The sequence below is a fragment of the Cytobacillus sp. C11.1 genome, from assembly GCF_058145115.1.
In genome coordinates, this window is record NZ_CM176935.1 from 1,951,496 (window position 1) to 1,969,118 (window position 17,623).

The 17,623-nt window shown below is 40.3% G+C and carries 14 protein-coding genes and 1 pseudogene; all 15 read left to right on the forward strand.

Translation table 11 applies throughout. The annotated features are described in order from the left end of the window. The first annotated feature begins 511 nt into the window (after positions 1–511). The 15 genes and pseudogenes from AC3ZVC_RS09655 (at position 512) to ytxC (ending at position 17,607) form a co-directional block, all read left to right on the forward strand. Positions 512–1,228 (forward strand): response regulator transcription factor, encoded by a 717-nt coding sequence (locus tag AC3ZVC_RS09655; protein ID WP_490068134.1) that lies wholly within the window; start codon positions 512–514, stop codon positions 1,226–1,228. Next, positions 1,225–2,991, forward strand: a complete 1,767-nt coding sequence (gene pnpS, locus AC3ZVC_RS09660) for a two-component system histidine kinase PnpS (protein WP_490068136.1) — start codon at positions 1,225–1,227, stop codon at positions 2,989–2,991. The genes AC3ZVC_RS09655 and pnpS overlap by 4 nt, the downstream gene beginning before the upstream one ends. Positions 2,992–3,317: 326 nt before the next feature. Continuing rightward, positions 3,318–4,283, forward strand: coding sequence for an FtsH protease activity modulator HflK (hflK, locus tag AC3ZVC_RS09665; RefSeq protein WP_490068137.1), 966 nt, complete (start codon positions 3,318–3,320; stop codon positions 4,281–4,283). Next, a complete protein-coding gene (hflC, locus tag AC3ZVC_RS09670; RefSeq protein ID WP_490068138.1) occupies positions 4,276–5,208 on the forward strand; it encodes a protease modulator HflC in 933 nt (310 codons plus the stop codon). The genes hflK and hflC overlap by 8 nt, the downstream gene beginning before the upstream one ends. 171 nt (positions 5,209–5,379) lie before the next feature. Further along, positions 5,380–8,013, forward strand: coding sequence for a DNA polymerase I (polA, locus tag AC3ZVC_RS09675; protein ID WP_490068139.1), 2,634 nt, complete (start codon positions 5,380–5,382; stop codon positions 8,011–8,013). Between the two features lie 97 nt (positions 8,014–8,110). Next, on the forward strand, positions 8,111–8,941 hold the full coding sequence (gene mutM, locus AC3ZVC_RS09680; RefSeq protein ID WP_490068140.1) for a DNA-formamidopyrimidine glycosylase: 831 nt from the start codon (positions 8,111–8,113) through the stop codon (positions 8,939–8,941). 294 nt (positions 8,942–9,235) lie between these two features. After that, positions 9,236–9,871, forward strand: a complete 636-nt coding sequence (gene ytaF / locus AC3ZVC_RS09685) for a sporulation membrane protein YtaF (RefSeq protein ID WP_110066254.1) — start codon at positions 9,236–9,238, stop codon at positions 9,869–9,871. A 23-nt stretch (positions 9,872–9,894) separates the two neighbouring features. After that, on the forward strand, positions 9,895–10,494 hold the full coding sequence (gene coaE / locus AC3ZVC_RS09690; RefSeq protein WP_490068143.1) for a dephospho-CoA kinase: 600 nt from the start codon (positions 9,895–9,897) through the stop codon (positions 10,492–10,494). A gap of 252 nt (positions 10,495–10,746) precedes the next feature. Then, a pseudogene (locus tag AC3ZVC_RS09695) lies at positions 10,747–11,777 on the forward strand (glyceraldehyde-3-phosphate dehydrogenase). 351 nt (positions 11,778–12,128) lie between these two features. Next, the gene (gene speD, locus AC3ZVC_RS09700) at positions 12,129–12,503 is read left to right on the forward strand and encodes an adenosylmethionine decarboxylase (RefSeq protein ID WP_009333223.1); all 375 of its coding nucleotides are present in this window, start codon (positions 12,129–12,131) and stop codon (positions 12,501–12,503) included. Positions 12,504–12,657: 154 nt separating this feature from the next. Beyond that, positions 12,658–13,062, forward strand: a complete 405-nt coding sequence (locus AC3ZVC_RS09705) for a hypothetical protein (RefSeq protein WP_490068145.1) — start codon at positions 12,658–12,660, stop codon at positions 13,060–13,062. A 114-nt stretch (positions 13,063–13,176) separates the two neighbouring features. Beyond that, positions 13,177–13,638 carry a transcriptional regulator NrdR gene (gene nrdR, locus AC3ZVC_RS09710; protein WP_110066250.1) on the forward strand — a complete coding sequence of 154 codons (462 nt, stop codon included), beginning with the start codon at positions 13,177–13,179 and terminating at the stop codon, positions 13,636–13,638. A gap of 583 nt (positions 13,639–14,221) precedes the next feature. Further along, positions 14,222–15,658, forward strand: coding sequence for a replication initiation and membrane attachment family protein (locus AC3ZVC_RS09715; protein ID WP_490068147.1), 1,437 nt, complete (start codon positions 14,222–14,224; stop codon positions 15,656–15,658). Beyond that, a complete protein-coding gene (gene dnaI / locus AC3ZVC_RS09720) occupies positions 15,658–16,587 on the forward strand; it encodes a primosomal protein DnaI (protein WP_490068877.1) in 930 nt (309 codons plus the stop codon). Before AC3ZVC_RS09715 ends, dnaI begins: the two co-directional genes overlap by 1 nt. A 147-nt stretch (positions 16,588–16,734) precedes the next feature. Beyond that, entirely contained in the window at positions 16,735–17,607 is an 873-nt protein-coding gene (gene ytxC / locus AC3ZVC_RS09725; protein ID WP_490068148.1) for a putative sporulation protein YtxC, read from the forward strand. The last annotated feature ends 16 nt before the right edge of the window (positions 17,608–17,623 follow it).

Consider the following 17,623-nt stretch of genomic DNA (forward strand, 5'->3'; position numbering starts at 1 on the left):
GCGGAAAATAACACCCCAAGTATATCAGAGCCAATGGAAAAAGATGTGCAGAACCTGCACATCTTTTTTATGTTTCATTCAGCTTTTAGCTTTCAGTTGCTTATTACCCTTTTATGTATATTATAATAGAGATATGGCAAATAGGGGTTTACTAGGCAGGAGGGGTACCTGCTTTCTTATAATAAGGCTGTGTTAAAGCTCAATGTTGATTTTTTGCACCCTGTTGATTGGAGCGTAAGGCACGAGCTCCTCGAAAATGCATTCGCATTTCCTTCGTGCGGTGTTTATGCAAGGAAGCTTATTCAAAGTCCTGCGGGAGAAGCGTGTTAACGGGAGACCCCGCAGGCGCGAATGCGTCGAGGAGCGTCAGACCGCCCGCTGTTCGCTGAGTGCCTGGAGCGGAAATCAACAGGCAAATTTAACAGAGCCTATAATATAGCTGGCAGATTCGGAACTCGAACTGATTCAGTTAAAGCTTTTAAAGGGGTAATACATTCAATCGGAGGATTTTATGGACAAAAAGATTCTTGTTGTAGATGACGAACAATCAATCGTAACTTTACTGCAGTATAATTTGCAGCAGGCGGGGTATGAGGTTATCACTGCAATGGATGGCCAGGAGGGAAAGGATCTGGCAGTTTTAGAGAAGCCGGATCTTATTGTATTGGATCTTATGCTGCCGAAGCTTGATGGCATTGAAGTTTGTAAGCAGCTTAGACAGCAAAAAGTTTCCACGCCCATTTTGATGTTAACAGCCAAAGATGATGAATTTGATAAAGTGCTTGGCCTTGAACTGGGTGCGGATGATTATATGACAAAGCCGTTCAGTCCGCGTGAAGTTGTTGCGAGAGTTAAAGCAATTTTGCGGAGAACTCAATTCGTGCCTGAGCCACCTGAGGAAAATCCAGAAGATACTGATTCATTCCAAATTGGGGGATTGAAAATATTTCCTGATCACTATGAAGCATATTTTGCAGAAGAGCTCCTTGAACTAACTCCGAAAGAGTTTGAATTGCTTCTCTATCTTGCTAAAAATAAAGGGCGTGTTCTCACAAGAGACCAGCTATTAAGCGCAGTCTGGAATTACGACTTTGCCGGAGACACAAGAATTGTTGATGTACATATAAGCCATTTAAGAGAGAAAATCGAAAAAAATACTAAGAAACCAGTTTATATTAAGACGATCCGAGGTTTAGGCTACAAGCTGGAGGAGCCTAAAGGAGAATGACCAGGTTCCGGACACGGCTGCTTTTTGCATTGCTCACTTTAATATTTGCCGTCTTAATTGGAGTGGGACTTCTTTTGGGCCAGCTTTTTAAAAGCTATTATTTGAAGGCTTTTGATGAACGGTTAAAAAAAGAAACTGAAATGATTTCCAGCTATATAGTCGATAATGGTGGGATTCAGTCCCTAACCATTGATAAAGTCAATGAATTTAGTGACATTCTTGATGTACGTGTAACGGCTTCTGATAAACAGGGAAGGATCTTGTTTGATAGCAGCAATAAAAGTGCAACTACACAAAGCAGGCATCAGGAGATTATTTTTGAGATTTTAAAGAAAGAAGAGAATGATCAAACAGGCTGGGAAGTTGCCGGTGGATATAATTTGCATTATTATTGGCAGCCATTATTGGCAAATGGGGAACAGGCAGGATACATATTTCTAAGCACAAAAATGACAGAAACCCAAAAGGCCTATCAGCAAATTTGGTGGATTTTGACCATCAGTCTCGGGCTATCTCTTTTTGTCATCATTATGCTGGGGACTCGGATAACAGCACGCTATACCAAGCCGATCGAGTCAGCGACTAAGGTCGCAATTGAACTTGCAAAAGGGAATTATCGGGCAAGGACCTATGAAGATCAAGCAGACGAAACGGGTATGCTCAGCACTTCTATTAATGTATTGGCCAGAAACCTTCAGGAAATGGTTAAATCACAAGAAATGCAGCAGGACCGGCTTGGGGCTTTAATTGAAAATATGGGCAGCAGCTTAATTCTGATTGACAGCCGGGGTTATATAAATTTAATTAATCGTCCATACAAAGAGGTTTTTAATGTAAACTCCTCTGAATATTTATATAAACTCTATTATGAAGTGATTGAACATAAAGGCATTACGGATATGATTGAAGAGATATTCATGACCGAGCAAAAAGTGAAAAGACAGCTGGTCATACCAGTAAATATAGAAAGACGCTATTTTGAAGTTTACGGTGTGCCAATTATCGGAACGAATGATGAATGGAAGGGAATATTGCTGGTTTTTCATGATATTACAGAGCTAAAAAGGCTTGAGCAGATCAGGAAGGATTTTGTAGCGAATGTTTCCCATGAGCTGAAAACACCTATTACTTCAATCAAAGGCTTTTCAGAAACATTATTGGATGGGGCTATGGAGGATAAACACGCTCTCAATGATTTCCTGAATATTATATTGAAGGAAAGCGACCGGCTGCAGTCCCTCATTCAAGATTTACTGGACTTATCCAAAATTGAGCAGCAGGGATTCAGCTTGTCGTTTCAGCCAATGGACTTAACTGTTGCACTTGATGAAGTATTAGCCATAACGAAGGGAAAAGCTGCAGAAAAGGATATTGTTTTTGAGTATAAGAGGGAAGAGAAGCCAATCTACATTGAGGGAGATGTGCATCGGTTAAAGCAGGTATTCATTAACATAATATCTAATGCGATCTCCTATACTCCAAATCAAGGGAGCATTTATATTTGTTTACAAGAGACCGAAACCGCTGTGCTAATTGAAATAGCGGATACAGGAATAGGAATTGAAGCAAAAGAAATCCCGCGCATCTTCGAACGTTTTTATCGGGTCGATAAAGCTAGGAGCAGGAATTCCGGTGGAACAGGACTTGGCCTTGCGATAGTAAAACATCTAGTTGAAGCACATAAGGGCTCCATTACGGTGAAAAGTGAAGTTGGTAAAGGAACATCCTTTACCATTGAACTGCCTAAAAAATTCAATAGATAAATGAGAATAATTGGATGAAGTGGAAATGTTAACTTTACATTATTTTTACAACCGATTTATGTTCCCTTTACATTGTGTTGTTAAAATTTTAATTGTTAAACCCCTTCATCCAAGGAGCCATAGAGAAAGGCGAAAGCTGACCCCGCTTTCGCCTTTCTTGTTTTTTTGCTTTATTTGTATTTCTTTATCAGAAACGAATGGTTATCACTTGTCCATTTCTTCGAATAAGCACATCCCCTCTCCATTTTTGGCATATTTCTGAAACCTTTTCGTAATTAAAGCGTATGAAGAGTTATAGAAATAAGAAGAGGGAAAGGGGAGAGGAAATGGTCAGCCTAAAAAGAATTTATATCATTGCGGGCCTCGTTCTGGCAATTGTAATTTTAAGTATCGTGGCTTTTACCACATGGTACACGGTCGATGAATCAGATCAGGCCGTTATTTTAACGTTTGGTAAAGTCGAAGAGGGTATTACGGAACCAGGACTTCATTTTAAATTGCCATGGCCTATCCAAAGTGTAGAGAAGCTTTCGAAAGAGACTTTTTCCCTGCAATTTGGCTATGAAGAAAAGGATGGGGAAATAAAGGATTTTCCAGAAGAAACGAAAATGATTACAGGGGACGAAAATATTGTTCTTGCAGATCTGGTTGTTCAATGGAAAATAACAGATCCTGAGAAATATCTTTACAATGCTGAAGACCCGAAAGAAATACTTTATGATTCTACTTCAGCATCGTTGAGAAGTATTATAGGAAGCTCTAAAATTGATGATGCTTTAACTTCCGGAAAAGCGGAAATAGAGGCTGAAGTAAGGGAGCTGCTGACCTCCTTAGTAAATAAGTATGATATTGGAATTTCCGTGCTGGCCGTTAAGCTTCAGGATGTTGAACTGCCGAATGAAGATGTGAGAAAGGCGTTTACCGATGTAACAGACGCCAGAGAGACAGCCAACACTAAACTTAATGAAGCAGAAAAGTATAAGAACCAGAGAATGAACGAAGCAGAGGGGGAGAAGGATGCCCTCATTTCCAAAGCAGAAGGGGAAAAGGCAGCCCGTCTGGAAAGAGCGCGGGGAGATGTAGCAGTTTTTAATAAATTATATGGAGAATACAAAAATAATCCGGATATTACAAAAGAGCGTCTTGTACTCGAAACACTCGAACAAGTACTTCCTGGTGCGGAAATATATATTATGAATGATGACGGAAATACGTTGAAATACTTCCCGATTCGGCCTCTTGAAAAAGAACAGGCCAAGCCGAAAGAGGATGGAGGTTCGGATAATGAGTGATCAGAATGTGGTTAATATAAATGAGCGCGGCGGGAGCTTTAAATGGAGAGATTATACAAAGATTGGAATTCTCCTGGTCATCATCATTGCCGCATTGGCCATTCTTTTTAGCAACCTTTTTATCGTGAAGGAAGGCGAGTATAAGGTTATCCGCCAATTTGGAGAGGTTGTCAGAATTGAAAGTGAACCGGGCCTATCTTATAAAATACCGTTTATTCAAAGTGTTACAACGCTTCCAAAATACCAGATGACTTATGATGTATCTGAAGCTGAAATTAACACAAGGGATAAAAAAGTAATGATTATCGATAATTATGCTGTATGGAGAATTGAAAATCCCAAGAAATTGATTGCGAATGCGAGAACATTAGAGGGTGCGGAAGCCAGAATGGAAGAGTTCATATACTCTGTTACCCGCTCCGAATTGGGCCGGCTTAATTACGATGAAATTATAAATGACGAAAAATCTTCAAGAGGATCGTTAAATGACCAAATTACTGCTAAGGTTAACGAATTGCTTGCGAAAGATAATTATGGAATCACAGTTACTGATGTCAGGATTAAGCGGACAGATTTACCGGCTGAAAATGAACAATCCGTTTATACGAGGATGATTTCGGAACGTCAATCAACGGCTCAGGAATATCTCTCAAAGGGTGATGCACAAAAGAATATCATTATTGCAAAAACTGACAGAGATGTAAGGGAAATCCTTGCAAAGGCCCAGGCAGATGCTGAAGAGATTCGTGCTGAAGGGGAGGCGGGAGCTGCGAAGGTATATAATGAAGCTTTCTCAAAAGATCCTAGCTTCTACTCGTTATTCCGTACCCTTGAGTCTTATAAAAAGACGATCAATGGAGAGACCGTTATTGTTCTTCCGTCTGATTCACCATATGCCCGTTTGCTAATGGGCTATACAGAATAAATAGATAAAAATAGGGTTTCTTAATGCAGGGCCGTTATTTTTCTTTCTCTATCTGCTCATGATAGAATAAAGGAAAATAACGGTTTTTATTATGTTATAAAGCTGATACCTTAGGCTTTACCAGGGTATTTTATCTTATAGCATTTCGTTTTTTAAGAGGAGGAGACCTTATTGGATAAAAAGAAGCTGGTTCTGATAGATGGCAACAGCATCGCTTATCGTGCATTTTTCGCATTGCCGCTTTTAAACAATGATAAAGGAATACATACGAATGCAGTTTACGGATTTACAATGATGCTGCAGAGAATTCTGGAAGATGAAAAGCCTACTCATTTGCTGGTTGCATTTGACGCTGGCAAAACAACCTTCCGCCATAAAACATTCAGTGAATATAAAGGAGGAAGGCAAAAAACGCCACCGGAGCTTTCAGAGCAATTTCCTTATATCCGAGAGCTCCTTGATGCTTACGGAATTTCAAGGTATGAGCTGGAAAACTATGAAGCAGATGATATTATCGGCACATTGTCGCTTCAGGCTGAAAAAGACGGTTATGAAGTAAAAGTAATTTCCGGAGACAAGGATTTGACACAGCTTAGTTCAGATGCTGTTACTGTCAGCATAACAAGAAAAGGCATAACGGATATCGAGGAATATACACCAGCCCATATTGAAGAAAAGTATGGAATTACTGCTGAACGGATTATTGATATGAAAGGTCTTATGGGGGATAGTTCTGATAATATTCCTGGAGTGCCGGGAGTTGGTGAAAAAACGGCGCTTAAGTTGCTGAAGGAATTTGGAACACTTGAAGAGTTATTAGATTCAATCGACAAGGTCAGCGGAAAAAAGCTGAAGGAAAAGCTGGAAGAGTTCAAAGAGCAAGCCTTGATGAGCAAAGAGCTTGCAACGATCACAAGAGAGGCACCAATAGAAGTGAAAATTGATGATGCAGAGTACGGAGGGTATGAAAAGGAGAAGGTTATTGGCATTTTTAAAGAGCTCGGCTTTAACTCTCTGCTTGAAAAGCTTGGCGGTGATACAGAAGCAGTGGAAGAGAATCTAGAAGAAATCGAATTTACGATTGAAGAAGAAATTAACGAAGAGATTTTTTTAGAAGAAAATGCTTTTTACGTTGAAGTTCTTGAAGATAATTATCATTATGCGGATATCATTGGTTTTTCTATTGCCAATGAAAAGGGCAATTTTTTTATTGCTAAAGATAAGGCTCTGGAGTCGGAAGTTTTTAAAAAGTGGGCTGAGGATGACACAAAAAAGAAAACGGTGTATGACGCAAAACGGTCTGAAGTTTCCCTTCGCCATCACGGCATCCATCTAAAAGGCGCAGATTTTGACCTATATATTGCCTCATATTTGATTAATCCTTCCCAAACAATTGAAGACATTGCTTCAGTTGCTAAAAACCATGGGTATACGGCGGTTCAATCTGATGACGCTTTTTATGGAAAGGGAGCCAAAAGAAGAATACCGGAAGAAAAGGAACTTGCGGGGCATTTGGCCAGGAAGGCTGCAGCATTGCTGGCGTTAAAGGAAAAGCTGGATAGCGAACTGAAGGAAAACCAGCAGGCAGAGCTGTTTTATGATCTGGAAATGCCATTGTCCTTAATTTTGGCTGATATGGAATCATCTGGGATTAAGGTTGATCTTGAGCGGCTGAAAGCAATGGGGCAAGATCTGCTTTCTAAATTGGATGAAATTGAAAAGCGAATACACGAGCTTGCAGGAGAGGCCTTTAACATTAATTCTCCTAAGCAGCTGGGCGTTATTCTTTTTGAAAAATTGGGTCTGCCCGTTATGAAGAAAACAAAAACAGGATACTCAACTTCCGCTGATGTCCTTGAAAAGCTGGAAAGTGAACATGAAATTATCCGGGATATCCTGCATTACCGCCAGCTTGGCAAGCTGCAATCCACATATATTGAGGGCCTGCTGAAGGTTGTGAATAAGGAAACAGGCAAGATTCATACAAGATTTAATCAGGCTCTTACACAAACAGGAAGATTAAGCTCTACAGATCCGAACCTGCAAAACATCCCGATTCGTCTGGAGGAGGGCAGAAAAATCAGGCAGGCTTTCGTTCCTTCAGAAAAAGGCTGGGTCATATTTGCAGCAGACTATTCGCAAATTGAGCTGCGAGTACTTGCCCATATCGCAAACGATGAAAAGCTTATTGAAGCCTTTAATGAAGATATGGACATTCATACGAAGACGGCAATGGAAGTATTCCATGTCAGTGATGATGAAGTAACCTCCAATATGCGCCGCCATGCAAAGGCCGTTAACTTTGGGATTGTATATGGGATAAGCGAGTATGGCCTTTCGCAAAGCCTGGGCATCACACGGAAGGAAGCCGGGAAATTTATTGACCGCTATCTTGAAAGTTATCCAGGGGTAAGGCAATATATGGACGATATCATACACGAAGCAAAGCAAAAGGGATATGTATCTACCCTCCTTCACAGGAGAAGGTACTTGCCTGAAATCACCAGCCGTAACTTTAACCTGCGCAGCTTTGCAGAGCGGACGGCAATGAACACACCAATCCAGGGAAGCGCTGCAGATATTATAAAAAAAGCAATGATTGACATGGCAGACCGTCTGCTGGATGAAGGTATTAAAGCGCGCTTATTGCTGCAGGTCCACGATGAATTGATCTTTGAAGCACCGGAAGAAGAAATAGAAACCCTTAAAAAGATCGTGCCTGAAGTAATGGAAAATGCTGTTGAGCTGATGGTTCCATTGAAGGTTGATTACTCTTATGGCCCGACATGGTTTGATGCAAAATAATTTTTAGGTCTGCCATAGAGGTTTCCATCTAAAATTTTTTGTTTTAAAAGAACATACTTATAATGCGCACTGCGCTTTACGAAATGGAGGGATTTATATGCCTGAACTTCCTGAGGTTGAAACGGTCAGAAGGACACTCCAGGAATTGGTGGTTAATAGAACAATTGCCCATGTATCTGTTTTCTGGCCAAAAATGGTTAAGCATCCGGACGAAGTCTCCCAATTTCAGGATGCTTTAGCCGGTCAAACCTTTCGGGAAATAGGCAGGAGAGGCAAGTTTTTGATTCTCTATACAGATCATTACGCGCTTGTCTCCCATTTAAGAATGGAAGGAAGATACGGTCTTTTTTCGCGAGACGAGCCCGTTGAAAAACATACACATGTTATATTTCATTTTACAGATGGAACAGAGCTTCGCTATAAAGACGTCCGCAAGTTTGGGACGATGCACTTATATGCAAAAGGCGATGAATTGAGCACCCTTCCGCTTTCCCATCTGGGACCGGAGCCATTTGCCGAAGATTTCACAGCGGATGAGCTCGCTGCAAGGCTGGCAAAGACGACTAGAAATATCAAAACTGCGCTTCTTGATCAGAAAACAATCGTCGGCCTTGGAAACATTTATGTTGATGAAGCTTTATTCCGTTCCCGTATACATCCCGAAAGACTGGCAAAAAGCTTATCGAGAGATGAATTGGAAACGCTCCACAAGGAAATTTCCGACACTCTTAAGGAAGCGGTAGAAAAGGGCGGGAGCACGATTCGTTCCTATATAAACTCCCAAGGGCAAATCGGCATGTTCCAGCTGGAGCTTTATGTATACGGCCGAAAAGGAGAAGAGTGTAAAGTCTGTGGAAATACTTTAGAAAGGATCGTGACAGGAGGCCGGGGTACAGTTTTTTGTCCATCCTGCCAGAAAAAAGACTAATGAAATTCTAGCCTGATATTAACTAATGCGCAGAATGGGCGGACAGTCTGCTTGGCTGTACTGCACCGGTGCCTGTCCCCTCAAGGCCACAAGCCAACCCTCCCATAAAGGTAAAGACCACCTTTCTTTAAGGCTCGTCTTTGCTTGTCAGGGAGAGCACTATGGAAAGCGTCTTGAAACTCAGCAGGAACAAGCGGGCTTGCTTGTTCCTGAGGCACTTACGCATTTCTAATAACATTGGATGGGCTTCTTCCATATACTATCGTAGCGATTGACAGGAAGGAGCTCTATTCAATGGTGCATGCATTCTCACTTTTAATACTTGCTTTTGCTGTCAGTCTTGACAGTTTTAGTGTCGGTTTAACATATGGTTTGAGAAAAATGAATATACCATTTAAATCGATCAGCATAATCGCTTGCTGTTCAGCAATTACGCTAATGGCTGCAATGACAATTGGCCATCTCATAGAGGCCTTTTTATCGCCGGCTTTTGCTGAAAGTATGGGAGGAATCATTCTTATCATTCTGGGTGCCTGGGTTCTTTATCAATTTTTCAGGCCTGAAAAGGTTAAGGATGTTCTTCCTCATGAAAAGACAATTGTAAATTTTGAAATTAAATCACTGGGCCTTGTTATTAATATCCTGAAAAAGCCGATGTCTGCCGATTTTGATAAATCTGGTGCAATTACTGGTGTTGAAGCGCTCATGCTGGGGCTTGCTTTATCCCTGGATGCCTTTGGAGCTGGAATCGGTGCGGCCATGCTGGGATATTCGCCATATTACTTGGCTTTGACAGTTGCCTTAATGAGCTCTTTGTTTGTGTTTATGGGAATGCAGGTTGGATCTCTTTTTTCCAAGTGCGGATGGGTCCATAAGTTCTCATTTATACCCGGCATTATTTTAATCGTAATTGGCATCTGGAAAATTTAAAAAGACCTTGAAAGGAACAAGCTATGTCATTAACCATAGGACTGACAGGTGGTATTGCAAGCGGTAAAAGCACCGTTTCGGCCATCTTAATCGAAAAAGGTATCACTGTAATTGACGCAGATGTGGAAGCCAGATTAGCTGTTGAAAAAGGAGAGGAAGCATACAAGGAAATTATCCGTCACTTCGGGGATCTTATTCTGCTTGAGGATGGTTCAATAGATCGTGGAAAGCTTGGCTCCATCATTTTTCATGATGAGAGGGAGCGGATGAAATTAAATAGCATTGTCCATCCCGCAGTCCGCAAAAGAATGTTGGCAAAGAAAGAAAAAGCAATCAGGAGAAGTGAAAAATTGGTGATCCTTGATATTCCGCTGTTATTTGAGAGTAAGTTAACATATATGGCTGATAAGACTTTATTGGTATATGTGAATGAAGACACGCAGCTCCAGAGGCTCATGGCCAGAAATAAGCTTTCAAGGGATGAAGCCATCGCGAGGATCCGCTCACAAATGCCTTTAAAAGATAAAAAGGTCCTGGCGGATGCTGTGATCGACAATAACGGGAGTATTGAAGAAACAGAGAAACAATTATGGAATATTTTAAAAAGGTGGAACGTTAGTTAAGGGCCTGAAAAGGCTCTTTTTTGTTATTCAGTAAGCTTAATAGTATGACAAAATAAAATATAAGGCTAATTTTTTAGGATAAAATATTATTATAAAAAGCATTGATTATGCCTTTTACTTGATTAAAACATTTCTGAATTGTTAAACATTAAAAAATCCGCATTTTATTCATCACAAATGACCATTAATATGTTATACTAATTACATCTTAGGGTAATAAAAGTATAACATTAATGCGGAAGGGGCCGTAACATGAAGGCGAGAATAGCGATTAACGGTTTTGGAAGAATTGGACGTATGGTTTTTAGAAAAGCCATCCTGGAAGATAATCTTGAAGTTGTTGCCATAAATGCAAGTTATCCTGCTGAAACTTTGGCGCACTTAATTAAATATGATACAAACCATGGGCAATTCGAAGGAAATGTTGTCCCTGAAAACAATGCCATTGTTGTAAACGGCAAAAGAGTTCAGCTTGTCAGCAACCGTAATCCTGAGGAGCTTCCTTGGAGAGAAATGAATATCGATATCGTAATTGAAGCAACTGGGAAATTCAATTCACGCGATAAAGCAAGTCTTCACCTTGAAGCTGGAGCTAAAAAGGTTATTCTTACTGCGCCTGGAAAGAATGAAGATGTTACGATTGTTATGGGCGTAAATGAAAGCGCATTAAATATAAATGAGCATGATGTCATTTCAAATGCTTCATGTACCACGAACTGTCTTGCACCTGTTGCAAAGGTTCTAGATGAGCAATTTGGCATTGAAAATGGACTTATGACAACAGTTCATGCATATACAAATGACCAAAAGAATATTGATAACCCGCACAAGGATCTCGCCGCGCACGTGCTTGCGGCCAATCCATCATTCCAACGTCAACAGGAGCTGCCAAAGCTTTGTCACTTGTATTGCCTCATTTAAAAGGCAAATTGCATGGTATGGCATTGCGTGTTCCAACTCCAAACGTATCTTTAGTGGATTTGGTGGTAGACCTTAAGCGCGATGTTACAATTGAAGAAGTTAATTCAGCTTTTGAGACTGCTTCACAAGGATCGCTGAATGGAATTCTTGATATTACAGATGAGCCATTAGTTTCAATTGATTTTAATACAAATGAACATTCAGCCATTATCGATGGATTATCCACAATGGTAATCGGCACAAATAAGGTGAAAGTATTGGCATGGTATGATAATGAATGGGGCTATTCATGCCGGGTTGTCGACTTAACTAAATATGTAGCCCAAGAGCTTTTCCAAGCATCTGCTGTAAAAGTTGGTTAAACTATAGCAATCTCTTTTTATAAAATAATACCCATACCCTTTATGCCTGCCTACCCCGGCAGGCTATTTTTGTTCTGGAAAAACTTCTGTCAAAAACGATTATTTACATTAAAGCCGATGGACGAACCTATATAATAAATTTGCGAAAAAAATGTAGAACAATGTGTTGCAAAAAGAAAACAAACGAAGTATACTAATCCTCGTGAACTTCTCCGAGTTTTGGTACGGTAGCTACTTAAAGGGTTAGGACCTCTCTGGACTAACTTTCCCCCGTGGTAGTTATAGACCAGTATAAATCTGGAAATTCATTAATTAATAGCTTCATAAAAGTTTAAAGGGGGAAATTTGAATATGGAAACTATGGGTCGTCACGTTATCTCAGAACTTTGGGGATGCGATTTTGAAAAGTTAAATGATATGGATTTTATTGAGCAGACATTCGTAAATGCAGCATTAAAATCAGGTGCTGAAATTCGCGAGGTTGCATTCCACAAGTTTGCGCCGCAGGGTGTAAGCGGAGTAGTCATAATCTCTGAATCTCACTTAACTATTCACAGCTTCCCGGAGCATGGCTATGCCAGCATTGATGTATATACGTGTGGAGATCTTGACCCTAACATCGCTGCAGACTTTATTGCAGAATCGTTAGGAGCTCAAACGCGTGAGAATATCGAGATTCCTCGCGGTATGGGTCCAGTTCAAGTTAAACAAGCTCAAGTACTTTAATAACTGAATGATAATCGGCAAATCCAGAGGTGTATACATTACACCTCTTTTTATTTTGTGAAAAACGATATTGATTACCCTGGCTTAACCATTAGGGTTTCCTTGCAAAAAATAGTACAATAGGAATACATACAAAATTTACGGAGGAAAGAGGATGTCTATTTTTCGGCAGCTTGCCAATCGCTATAAAAAACAGTGTGAAACACATGAAAATCACTCCGACCCTGAGCTGGCAACGAGATATTATAGAACGAACACTGCCCAAATAATGCAAACAATTGAGGAACTGTTCAAAGCGGATCGCAAAGTGCATATTGTCAGCACTTCAAAAGAACATGGCGAGATTGCAGCAGAGATAAAGAAAGACAAAACCTTTTTTGCCATTGTAACCGTTGTTACTGTTAAGCCATTTGAAACTGCAGTAGATATTAATCTATCGACAGAGCAATCCTCTTTGTCAGGCGTTCACCCTATTCTTAAAAGAGAAGTGCTTTCAATTTACGAAAAGATAAATAAAAAACATGATTTTCTTGGAGCTGCAAGAAACGCAGACAAATAGTTGCACTTGTACTGTCTCCCCCTTTTTTATAAGATAAGAGTAACAAAAAAAATCGGAATAGAACCCAAGGCACTTAAGCCCTCTTAATATATAAATGGATTCGGAGCTGATTGTATGAGATGCCCTTCATGCCAAAATAATAATACCCGCGTTCTCGATTCACGCCCTGTCGATGATAGCAGGTCTATCCGCCGCAGAAGGGAATGTGAAAAATGCGGATACCGGTTCACTACTTTTGAAAAAGTTGAAGAAATTCCTCTTATTGTTGTTAAAAAAGAAGGAACCAGGGAAGAGTTCAGCCGTGAAAAAATACTGCGCGGCCTTATTAAAGCATGCGAAAAACGGCCAGTTGCACTTAAGGACCTTGAGGAAATTACCTTTGAAGTGGAGAAAGAGCTTAGAAGCAACGGTGTTTCTGAAATAAAGAGCGATGAAATTGGTGAAATGGTCATGGACAGGCTTGCGAAAGTGGATGATGTGGCATACGTGCGTTTCGCCTCTGTCTACAGGCAATTCAAGGATATTAACGTTTTTATTGATGAACTAAAAGAATTAATTAAAAAAGAACAATCATAATCGAATCAGGTATAGTTTGACTGCACCCTGATTCTGGCTGAATAGGAATGACGGGCTGAAGGATATTCTTTGGCTCTTTTTTTGCGACATATGTGCTGACAAGGGATTTTTTAGTGGGACTTTATATTAGCGACAAAATCATCTGGTGTTGGGGAAAAGGTAGATAGTTGAGCGGATTAACGACGAAATTCCAACTGGTATTGGGAAAAAGGTAGTTAATCGAGCTGAATAACGACGAAAGTCCACCAGGTAAAGGGAATATGGTAGTTAATCAAGTGGAATAACGACGAAAGTCCACCAGGTAAAGGGAATATGGTAGTTAATCAAGTGGAATAACGACGAAAGTCCACCAGGTAAAGGGAATATGGTAGTTAATCGAGCGGAATAAAGACGAAAGCCCACCAGGTAAAGGGAATATGGTAGTTAATCAAGTGGAATAACGACAAAAAACCACCTGGCCAGCGTAATATGGCAGCTAATAAACATATGCACGCCGCTCTCTTACCGGAACCGGCAAGCTGCAGTTAACTAATTCAGGTACAAGACGAACAAGATAATAATAGAACGGAAAAAGGTGATCGTTATGGCCCAGCATTGGCAAGAAATGCTTCCAATTGACAGATACACAGTAGCCGCCAGCGGGCTTTTGCATGAATATGACCGAAAAGTGCTGACACTGTTGTACCAGCCTCTTATTGGTTCAACTTGTTTTAGCTTATATATGACCCTCTGGGCTGAACTGGAGGAAAACCGGCTTTGGTCTTCTTCCAACTCACACCACAGCTTGATGAATTTTATGGGCATGGGGCTTAAGGAAATTTATGAAGCTCGCCTCAAGCTGGAGGGAATTGGGCTTCTAAAGGTATATGTAAACAAGGAAGATGATACCCGTTCATTTATATATGAGCTGCTCCCTCCTTTAACACCAGAACAATTTTTCCTTGATGGCATGTTAAATATTTATCTCTACAAAAAATTGGGAAAAAACCAATTTATGAGGCTGAAACGCTTCTTTTCGGATCAAAAGGTGCATCCAAAACAAGGGTATCAAGAAGTAACCAAAGCTTTTCAGGATGTATATAAATCAGGGCATCCAGGCACTTTTGAGGTTGACAGGGATATGGAGCAGCTTATGAACGAGCCGAAGGGGCTGGGGTATATAGGCAGACAAGAACAAGAGGGAATCCAGATCTCCAATGAAGCTTTTAACTTTGATTTGCTTCAGGCAGGGCTGAATGAGTCGCTTGTTCCGAAAAAAGCCCTTACAGCTAAAGTAAAGGAATCCATCAGCAATCTTGCTTTTTTGTATGGAATTGACCCGATTCAAATGAAAAATATAGTGATCAGTGCTGTAAATGTCGACAATGAGATTAATGTTGAAGAATTAAGGAAATCTGCACGCGATTGGTATCAATTTCAAAACCAGGATCAGCTTCCATCCCTTATTGACCGGATACAGCCTGCTGTGCATCAAACTCATAAAAATGAGCCAAAGACGCAGGAAGAGGAATTGATCCGTTATTTGGAAGTCACATCACCTAGGGAGCTTTTAAAAGATATATCCGGAGGAGCAGAGCCATCAAAAAGTGACTTGCAAATAATTGAGGATGTCATGTTCCAGCAAAAGCTTTTGCCAGGGGTAATTAATGTACTCATTCAATATGTTATGCTAAAAACAGATATGAAATTGACCAAAGGCTACGTTGAAAAAATAGCGGGTCACTGGGCCAGAAAAAAGATCAAGACCCCACAGGAGGCCATGCTTTTAGCTAAAAAAGAGCACCGCCAATATCTTGACTGGGCAGAAGGAAAGAAAACACCTAATAAAAAAGCAAATAGAAAGCAGCCTATCAGGACAGAAATGCTTCCTGACTGGTTTGATGATAAAAGTGAAACAAGCAGTAAAAAACCAGATGACCAGCCGAATAAGAGCGGCAAGGATCAGGATGAACTTGAAATGAAAAAAAGAGAGCTTAAAGAAAAACTGAAAAAACTTCGATCACAGGAGGTGACTGATTGATGGAAAAGATCAATGAAACACTTAGGCGCCTTGCGGGCAATGAAGGCTTCCAAAAAAGGTATGAAATGATGCGTAATCAAACGCTGAATCACCCGGAGGTAAAGGCTTTTTTGAGGGACCATAAGGATGAAGTGACATCTGAAATGGTTGAAAAAAGCCTGATCAAGTTATTTGAATATACACAGCAAAGCAAGGAGTGCAATAAATGCCCCAGTCTTGAAGGCTGCATCAATTTTATGCAGGGCTATCACCCTGAACTTGTTATTCAAATGGGTATTATTGATTTGAAGTACGATAAATGCCCCCGCAAGGTTATGTATGATGAGAAGCGGAAAAATGAAAAGCTTATCCAGAGTCTGTATGTCCCAACTGATATTCTGCATGCCACGTTTGACTCGGTCTATGATGATGACGATCGTATCATGGCAGTAGATAAAGCTGCTTCATTCGTAATGGACTATCAGCCAGGATCTAAGAAAAAGGGGATTTATTTTTACGGTAAGTTCGGTGTCGGTAAATCCTATTTGCTTGGAGCAATTGCCAATGAGCTGGCAAGTAAAAAGGTTTCCTCTATGATTGTGTATGTCCCTGAGCTGTTCAGGGAATTAAAGAACTCAATTGGAGACCATACTTTAAATAGCAAGATTGAAACAATTAAAAAAGCGCCGGTTTTAATGTTTGATGATATTGGTGCCGAAACGATGTCAAGCTGGACAAGGGACGAAATTTTAGGTCCAATTCTCCAGTTCCGCATGCAGGAAAGCCTTCCTACCTTTTTCACCTCTAACTTCGATTTCCAAGGGCTGGAGCATCATCTATCCTACAGCCAGCGCGGTGAAGAAGAAAAGATGAAGGCCAGAAGGATTATGGAGCGGATCAAATACCTTGCAGATCCTGTCCTTGTGGAAGGCCCTAACAGAAGAGTTTAACAAAGAAAGCTGCCGTGAAATGTCCGGCAGCTTCTTCTGTATGCTATTTTTCCTTGTATTAAATTGTTAAAAGAACAAACCTGACTTCTAATTTGGCCAGGTTCTCCATATACATAGAACAGAGATTTGTATAAAGGGGGGATTTGGTTGATCGAAATCATTTTCCAAAGCAGTACAGATGCAATGAATTTTCATGAGCATCTTCATGAACGGCTGCTGTATTCTAACCAAACCGATAAAAAAACTCTTCAATTTGAAGGTCAACATATAGTTAAAATCCTTATTGAAAATAATCTAAAAGATTTGGAGTCTGTAAAAGAAGTATTTTACCAGTTTATCGTCAACAGGAAGCAGGATGATTGGTTTAGAAGAATCCTGATGGAAAACTATTATTATGAAGATGAGTGTGAACAGCAGCAAATTCTTGAAATTATCCGCTCCATTTTGGAAGGAAACCGTGAGGATCTAGCTGCATTTGTAAGCGATGTGGATGTTAAGGAAAGTTTGAAAAGTGCAATCGATCAGCTGTTTCAGAATAATATATCGTTTTCTTTTGATTCCTTTGTAAAGTTTCGGATGCGTCCGCTTATGGATCAAATGGCCAAATATGTGGAAGTATCCATCGATGAGTATAAAATGGAGCAGGAATACCAAATGTTTATTCAAACATTAAGAGATTTTTTATCAGGCAGGCAGGCAAAGCTGGATACAATCCATGTACTTATGGATGAGGGCATTCATTTTTATGATGAGCAATTTTATGAAATAAAGCGGGGAGAGCTTCTAAGAATGATTGACCGGAAACTTTTATCCAATCATCCGGTATATGTGGACTCCGTAACGATTGCGCCACTTCTCTCCATTGCACCATCGTGCATTTATCTATATTCTGATGACTATGAACAGCCATTGGTCAGAACGATCCGCAATATATTCGAAGAAAGACTTGTACTGGATTCTATTTCAGGCTTTTACGAAAATAAAAGAATCTATCCTTTCGCAGCTGATGAAAAAATGTAAGATATACCCTTGATTT